Genomic DNA, 7723 nt, shown 5'->3' on the forward strand with positions numbered 1-7723 from the left:
CCCCGGTACGACTAGCGAACTACGCGGCGGCGCGCTTGGGCGCGTCGGCGCCGGCGACCGGATAGGTCTCGGCGTCGTGGATCTGCAGGTCGCCCTTGATGCGGCCCTTGCGGCCGTCCTCGAAGCTGACCTCGAGCTCGATGTGCACGCTGTCCCGGTCCGAGTAGAGCGCCTCGATCAGCGGGCCGTAGCGCTCGGCGATGATGCGGCGGCGCACCTTGCGGGTGCGGGTCAGCTCGCCGTCGTCGGGATCGAGCTCCTTGTTGAGGATCAGGAAGCGGTGGATCTGGGCGTAGCCGAGCTTCGGGTCCTCGGCGAGCGAGCGGTTGGCCTGCTCGACGTGGCCCTTGACGATCTCGGCGACGCGCGGGTCCTGCGACAGCTCCTGGTAGCTGCCGTAGGCCAGGTTGTTGCGCTCGGCCCAGCTGGCCATGGCGCCGAGGTCGATGTTGACGAAGGCGCAGACCCGGTCGCGCTCGTGGCCGAAGGCGACGGCCTCCTTGATGTTCGGGAAGAACTTCAGCTTGTTCTCGATGTACTTGGGCGGGAACAGCGTGCCGTCGGTCAGGTGGCCGACGTCCCGGGCCCGGTCGATGATCTTGAGATGCCCGCGCTCGTCGATGATGCCGGCGTCGCCGGTGTGCATCCAGCCCTCGTCGTCCTTGGCCTCGGCCGTCGCCTGGGGGTTCTTGTAGTACTCCAGGAACACGCCGGGGCTGCGGAACAGCACCTCGCCGTTCTCGGCGATGCGGATCTCGACCTCGTCGACCGGCTTGCCGACCGTGTCGGCGTAGATCTCGCCGTCGGGATGGATCGTCACGAAGACGCTGGCCTCGGTCGAGCCGTAGAGCTGCTTCAGGTTGACCCCGATCGAGCGGTAGAAGTCGAAGATGTCGGGGCCGATCGCCTCGCCGGCGGTGTAGGCCAGCCGGATCCGCGAGAAGCCCAGGGTATTCTTGAGTGGGCCGTAGACCAGGATCTCGCCGAGCCCGTAGATCAGCCGGTCGAGGAGCGCGACGCGCTGGCCGTTGAGGATGCGCACGCCGCACCGCTCGGCATGCCTCATGAAGTACTTGAAGATCCGCCGCTTGGGCGCGCTGGCGTCCTCCATGCGCACCATCACGGTGGTCAGGATGTTCTCGAAGATGCGCGGCGGCGCGAAGAAGTAGCTGGGGCCGAGCTCGCGCAGGTCGTGCATGACCGTCGCCCCCGACTCCGGGCAGGAGACGCAGAAGCCGCAGACGTAGGACTGGGCGTAGGAGAAGATGTGGTCGCCGACCCAGGCCATCGGCAGGTAGGCGAGCATCTCCTCCTTCTCGGTCAGTCCCTCGAAGGCGGCGCCGTTGCGCGCGCTGATCAGCACGTTGTCGTAGGTCAGCACGACGCCCTTGGGCTCGCCGGTCGTGCCTGAGGTGTAGGCGAAGATCGAGATGTCCGAGCCCTGGCCCTTGGCGATCTCGGACTCGAAGAAGTCGGGGTTCTGCCGCTCGAAGTCGCGGCCGAGCTCGAGCACCTTCTCGTAGGCGTGCAGGAACGGCTGGTCGTAGTTGCGCATGCCGCGGTCGTCGTCGAAGACGATGACCTCCAGGCTCGGCACCCGCTCGCGGATCTCAAGCAGCTTGTCGACCTGCTCCTGGTCCTCGGCGATGGCGAAGCGGACCTCGGCATGGTCGAGCACGAAGGCCATCTCGGCTGCGATCGAGTCCTGGTAGAGCGGCACCGGCACGGCGCCCAGGCTCTGGACCGCGCAGAAGCTCCAGTAGAGGCGCGGGCGGTTGTCGCCGATGATCGCCATGCGCTCGCCGCGCTTCAGGCCGAGGGCGGCGAGGCCGCAGGCGTAGGCGCGGATCTGCTCGCCCGACTGCCGCCAGGTCCAGGTCTGCCAGATGCCGAGGTTCTTCTCGCGCATCGCGGCCCGGGCCGGGCGCTCGCGCATGTGGCGCAGCAGTAGCTTCGGAAAGGTATCGAGGGTCGCCGAGTCCTTGACCACGCACCCGTCTCCCGTAAGGCCGTCCCTGATGCATCCGCATCGTTGGCGGATGACTATCGTTCTTCTTTGGTCCAGTGAGGACGGTCCGTTAGTAAGTCCAATCCAGAAGGGCGTCAAGCACGGCCCCCTCGCCCGAGCGGACCGCGGGGGCGCGGCACGCGCGCCGCCGCCGGGGCCTGTTTCGGCGCCGTGCCGCCCGCGCCCGCGAGCCTCCTCCCACCCCCTGGAGATGGGCGGAAGATTAATCTTCCCTCATCCCTGCGCATCGGGCTCGACGCTGCATCCGGGATCGGGAATGCTGACGGCCGGGGGTCACGGGGGCGGGCGGTCTGCGAGGCCGCTGCGGGAATGCCGCGCGGCGCCGCGATGCCAGCCTCGGGATAGCAGCCACGGGGATGCCAGCCACGGGATGCCAGCCACGGGGGGGGGTGGGGGAATGAATCGCGGATGTCGTGTGGGAAGGGGCCGAGCACGCCGGCTCGGGGGCCTGGGCGGGGGCCTACTGGTCCTGGCCTTGCCGGCGGGCGCCGCGCTGGCGCAGTTCACCTGGGACGGCGAGGCCGACCGGGACTGGAACCGGGGCGCCAACTGGACCGGCGACATCGCCCCCGGACCCGGCGACGACGTCGTGGTCGACCTGGGTCCCGGCCCGAGGGTCGGAAACTTCGAGGACGCCACCGTCTTCTCGCTGAGCGGCGGCGGCCCGATCGCGCTCGGGACCCAGGCCTTCCTGTCCGTGGTCGGCAATCGCTCGACCACCTTCTCCGGCTCGCTCACCGGCGCCGGCGACTTCTACTACGACGGCGGCGGCACGCTGACCCTGACCGGCGACAGCGACATCGAGGGCAGCCTCTCGCTGTGCAGCTGCGGCGGCGGCCAGGTGACGATCGACGGTGGCTTCTTCGCGGCCGACTCGAGCACCGAGGTCTCGGGCGCGACGCTGAGGCTCGAGAACGGCGGGCGGCTGGAGACCGGGTTCCTCTACCTCGACGGCAGCAGCTTCATCGTCGACGGCAGCGGCTCGAGGGCGACGATCGCGGAGGAAACGATCGTCGGCTACGTCGGCGGCGCGACCATGACCGTCTCCAACGGCGGCCTCGTCGAGAGCCGCGACGACGCCTTCATCGACGCCCTCTTCGCCCGCCCGACGGCGACGGTCACCGGCAGCGGCTCGCGCTGGGAGGTCGCCGGCACGCTCTACGTCGGCAACGGCACCTTCGGCGGCCTCGGCACCCTGACGGTCGCCGAGGGCGGCCTGGTCTCCGCCGGCCTGCTGGAGATCGGCCCGGACAGCCGGCTCAACCTCGGCGACGGCGGGCTTGCCGGCAGGGTCGAGACGGCGGCGATCGAGAACGACGGCGAGATCGTCGCCGACTTCACCGACCGCCTGACGCTCGGCGCCGATATCTCCGGCAGCGGCGGCCTCTTCAAGGACGGCAGCGGGACCCTGATCCTGAGCGGCACCAACAGCTATCTCGGCACCACCGACGTGCGCCGCGGCGCCCTGCTGGTCGAGGGCGTGCTGGCCGGCCCGGTGGTCGTCGACCCGGACGGCACGCTCGGCGGCAGCGGCCGCCTGCTCGGCAGCCTGGGCAGCCGGGGTACGATCGCACCGGGCAGCTCGATCGGCACCCTGACCGTGGACGGCGACGTCACCTTCCTGCCGGGCTCCGTCCTCGCGATCGAGCTGACGCCGGGCGGCACGAGCAGCGACCTGCTGTACGTCCGGGGTGCGGCCGAGATCCTCGGCGGCACCGTGCGGCCCCTCGCCCTCTCCGGCAGCTTCGCGGACAGCGCGACCTACCGGATATTGACGGCGGAGGGCGGCCTGCAGGGCCGCTTCCAGGGCGTCGAGGAGGACTTCGCCTTCCTCGATCATGCCCTCGCCTACGATGCCGAGAACGTCTACCTGACGGTATCGCGCAACGACACCGCGCTGGAGGATATCACGGAGAGCCACAACCACGGGGCCCTCGCACGCGCCCTCCAGTCCCTGGGCCCGGGCAGCGCGCTCCACGACCGGATCGTCGGGTTCTCGGAGGAGCAGGCGCTCCAGGCCTACGAGGCCCTGTCCGGCGAGCTCCACGCCAACGTCGCCGGCAACCTGGTCGAGGAGAGCCGGCTGCTGCGCGAGATCTCCCTGGCACGGCTGCGCCAGAAGGCCGCCGCCAAGGGCAGAGGCCAGCAGGCGGACGGACGGACGGCGCCCGTGCAGCTCGCACAGGCCGGCGCCGACGACCTCCAGGCACCGCCGGAGAGCGGCACCCTGGAGGCCTGGGTCCAGGCTTTCGGCTCCTGGGGCAGCCGCGACGGCGACGGCAACGCGGCCGCGGTCGACCATTCGATGGGCGGCCTGCTGCTCGGCGCCGACGCCCCGGTCTCGGAAACCTGGCGCCTCGGCCTGTTCACCGGCTACGACCGCCGCGAGGCCAGCGTGGACGACCGCCGCTCCTCGGCCACGGTCGACACGGTCCATCTCGGCGCCTACGCCGGCACCGAGCTGGGCCCGGTCGGCCTCGCCTTCGGCGCCGCCTGGTCCTGGCACTCGGTCGAGAGCGAGCGCGACGTCGTCTTCCCCGGCTTCAGCGACTCGCTCGAGGGCGACTATGGCGCCACCACCGCCCAGGTCTTCGCCGAGGCCAGCTACGACCTGCTGCTCGGCGAGGTCGGCCTGCAGCCCTTCGCCGGCCTCGCCTATGTCCGCACGGACAGCGACGGTTTCTCCGAGAGCGGCGGCGAGGCGGCGCTGAGCGTCGAGGAGAGCGATCACGGGGTCGGCTACGGCACGCTCGGCCTGCGCGCCGCCACCGGGTTCCAGCTGGACGGCCTGCCGACGCTGACGGCGCTGGGCGCCCTGGGCTGGCGCCACGCCTTCGGTAACCTGGCGCCGGACGGCAGCGCGACCCTGGGCGGCAGCGACAGCTTCACGATCCACGGCCTGCCGGTCGCGCGCGACGCCGCGCTGATCGAGGCCGGCCTGGCGATGCCGGTCGGGGCCCACGGCCTGTTCGATCTCTCCTATGCCGGCACGGTCGCCGACGGTTACCGCGATCACGGCCTCAACCTGACCCTCGCCTTCCGCTTCTAGCCTGCTTCGCGCTTCGAGAGCGGCGCACGGCGGCGCCCGCCCCCTTTCCCGGGCCGGGCGAAGAGCGTATATACCCGCCTGCAAACAGCTTTTCCCGCGGACATGGTCGCTACCGGTCGCGGGGCCGCCCGTGCAACCTCCCGTCCACGCACCCGTTGCGACCGAAGGATCTGCCCGGCGACCCTGGTAACCGGCGGCGCGTTTCCCCTTTCGCGCCGCCCAGCGATAAGGAGAAACTCGGTGACCCTCGGACAGGACACGCTGAAGACCCGACGCACGCTCACGGTCGACGGCAAGGAATACGACTACTTCAGCCTGAAGATCGCGGCCGAGCGCCTCGGCGACCTGACCCGCCTGCCCGTCTCGCTCAAGGTGCTGCTCGAGAACCTGCTGCGCCACGAGGACGGCCGCTCGGTCAAGGTCGACGACATCGACGCCATGGGCGCCTGGCTGAAGGAGCACCGCAGCGACCGCGAGATCGCCTACCGCCCGGCGCGAGTCCTGATGCAGGACTTCACCGGCGTGCCGGCCGTGGTCGACCTCGCCGCCATGCGCGAGGCCATGACCACCCTGGGCGGCGACCCGCGCCTGATCAACCCGCTCAACCCGGTCGACCTGGTGATCGACCACTCGGTCATGGTCGATGCCTTCGGCGGCCCCGGCTCCTTCGCGACCAACGTCGACCTCGAGTTCGAGCGCAACGACGAGCGCTATGCCTTCCTGCGCTGGGGCCAGACCGCCTTCGACAACTTCCGGGTCGTGCCGCCGGGCACCGGCATCTGCCATCAGGTCAACCTGGAGTACCTCTCCAAGGTCGTCTGGTCCGCCGAGCAGGACGGGCGGACCATCGCCTATCCCGATACGCTGGTCGGCACCGACAGCCACACCACCATGGTCAACGGCCTGGCGGTCCTGGGCTGGGGCGTCGGCGGCATCGAGGCCGAGGCGGCGATGCTCGGCCAGGCCGTCTCCATGCTGATTCCAGAGGTCGTGGGCTTCCGCCTGACCGGCGACCTCAAGGAAGGCTCGACCGCCACCGACCTGGTGCTGCGCGTGACCCAGATGCTGCGCAAGCGCGGCGTCGTCGGCAAGTTCGTCGAGTTCTACGGGCCCGGGCTGCAGCACCTGACGCTGGCCGACCGCGCGACGATCTCCAACATGGCGCCGGAGTACGGCGCGACCTGCGGCTTCTTCCCGATCGACGAGGAGACGCTGCGCTACCTGACCTTCAGCGGCCGCGACGAGCATCAGGTCCGGCTGGTCGAGGCCTATGCCAAGGAGCAGGGCCTGTGGCGCGACCAGGGCGGCGAGCCGAGCTTCACCGACACCCTGGAGCTCGACCTCGGCGAGGTCGAGCCGGCGCTGGCCGGGCCGAAGCGGCCGCAGGACCGTGTGCCGCTGAGCCGCGCCGCCGCCGAGTTCACCTCGCTCCTGGCCGCCGAGCTCGGGCTCGACCCGATCGGCGCCGAAGGCAAGTTCGACGCCGAGAGCCCGAGCGCGCCGCAGATCGAGGCCGGCGGCCTGAACCGCCCGGTGTCGGTCGAGGGCAAGAACTACGAGCTCGACCACGGCGCCGTGGTGATCGCGGCCATCACCTCCTGCACCAACACCTCGAACCCCAGCGTCATGGTCGCCGCCGGCCTGGTCGCCCGCAACGCCGTCGCGCGCGGCCTGACGGTCAAGCCCTGGGTCAAGACCTCCCTGGCGCCTGGCTCCCAGGTCGTCACCGACTATCTCGAGGCGGCCGGGCTCTCCGACGACCTCGACACCCTCGGCTTCAACCTCGTCGGCTACGGCTGCACGACCTGCATCGGCAACTCCGGGCCGCTGCCCGACGAGATCGCCGCGGCGGTCGAGAAGGGCGACCTCAACGTCTGCTCGGTGCTCTCGGGCAACCGCAACTTCGAGGGCCGCATCAACCCCCACGTCAAGAGCAACTACCTGGCCTCGCCGCCGCTGGTCGTGGCCTACGCCCTGGCCGGCTCGATGCGCCACGACCTGCTGACCGAGCCGCTCGGCACCGGCAGCGACGACAAGCCGGTGTTCCTCAAGGACATCTGGCCGAGCAACCGCGAGATCGCCGAGACCATCGGCCGGTCCCTCACCCCCGAGATGTTCCGCCGACGCTACTCGAATGTCTTCGAGGGGCCCGAGGCCTGGCGGTCGATCGACACCGCGGGCGGCATGACCTACGCCTGGGACGAGGGCTCGACCTACGTGCGCTACCCGCCCTTCTTCGAGAACATCGCTCCCGAGCCGGCGGCGGTCGAGAAGATCGAGGGCGCCAGGCCGCTGGCGATCCTCGGCGACTCCGTGACCACCGACCACATCTCCCCGGCCGGCTCGATCAAGCGCGACAGCCCGGCCGGGCACTACCTCCTGGAGCACCAGGTCCGGCCGCAGGACTTCAACTCCTACGGCGCGCGCCGCGGCAACCACGAGGTCATGATGCGGGGCACCTTCGCTAACATCCGCATCCGCAACGAGATGGTCGCCGGCACCGAGGGCGGCTTCACCCGGCACCAGCCCTCGGGCGAGGCCATGCCGATCTACGACGCCGCCATGAAGTACGCTGAGCAGGGCGTGCCGCTGGTCGTCGTCGCCGGCAAGGAATACGGCACCGGCTCGTCGCGCGACTGGGCGGC

The 7723-nt window shown here is 70.5% G+C and carries 3 protein-coding genes; 2 read left to right on the forward strand and 1 reads right to left on the reverse strand.

Annotated elements, in window-relative coordinates; all coding sequences use genetic code 11:
- Positions 1 to 19: 19 nt before the first annotated feature.
- Positions 20 to 1990: an AMP-binding protein gene (locus WD341_RS05475; RefSeq protein WP_368424425.1), complete on the reverse strand. Its 1971-nt coding sequence runs from the start codon at positions 1988 to 1990 to the stop codon at positions 20 to 22.
- A gap of 454 nt (positions 1991 to 2444) precedes the next feature.
- On the opposite strand from WD341_RS05475, the gene WD341_RS05480 reads away from it, so the two are divergent.
- A complete protein-coding gene (locus tag WD341_RS05480; RefSeq protein ID WP_368424426.1) occupies positions 2445 to 5078 on the forward strand; it encodes an autotransporter domain-containing protein in 2634 nt (877 codons plus the stop codon).
- A gap of 240 nt (positions 5079 to 5318) precedes the next feature.
- On the forward strand, positions 5319 to 7723 hold a 2405-nt coding region (acnA, locus tag WD341_RS05485; RefSeq protein WP_368424427.1), incomplete at its 3' end, for an aconitate hydratase AcnA.

It is taken from the genome of Tistlia sp. (assembly GCF_040905785.1).
Lineage (GTDB): Bacteria > Pseudomonadota > Alphaproteobacteria > Kiloniellales > DSM-21159 > Tistlia.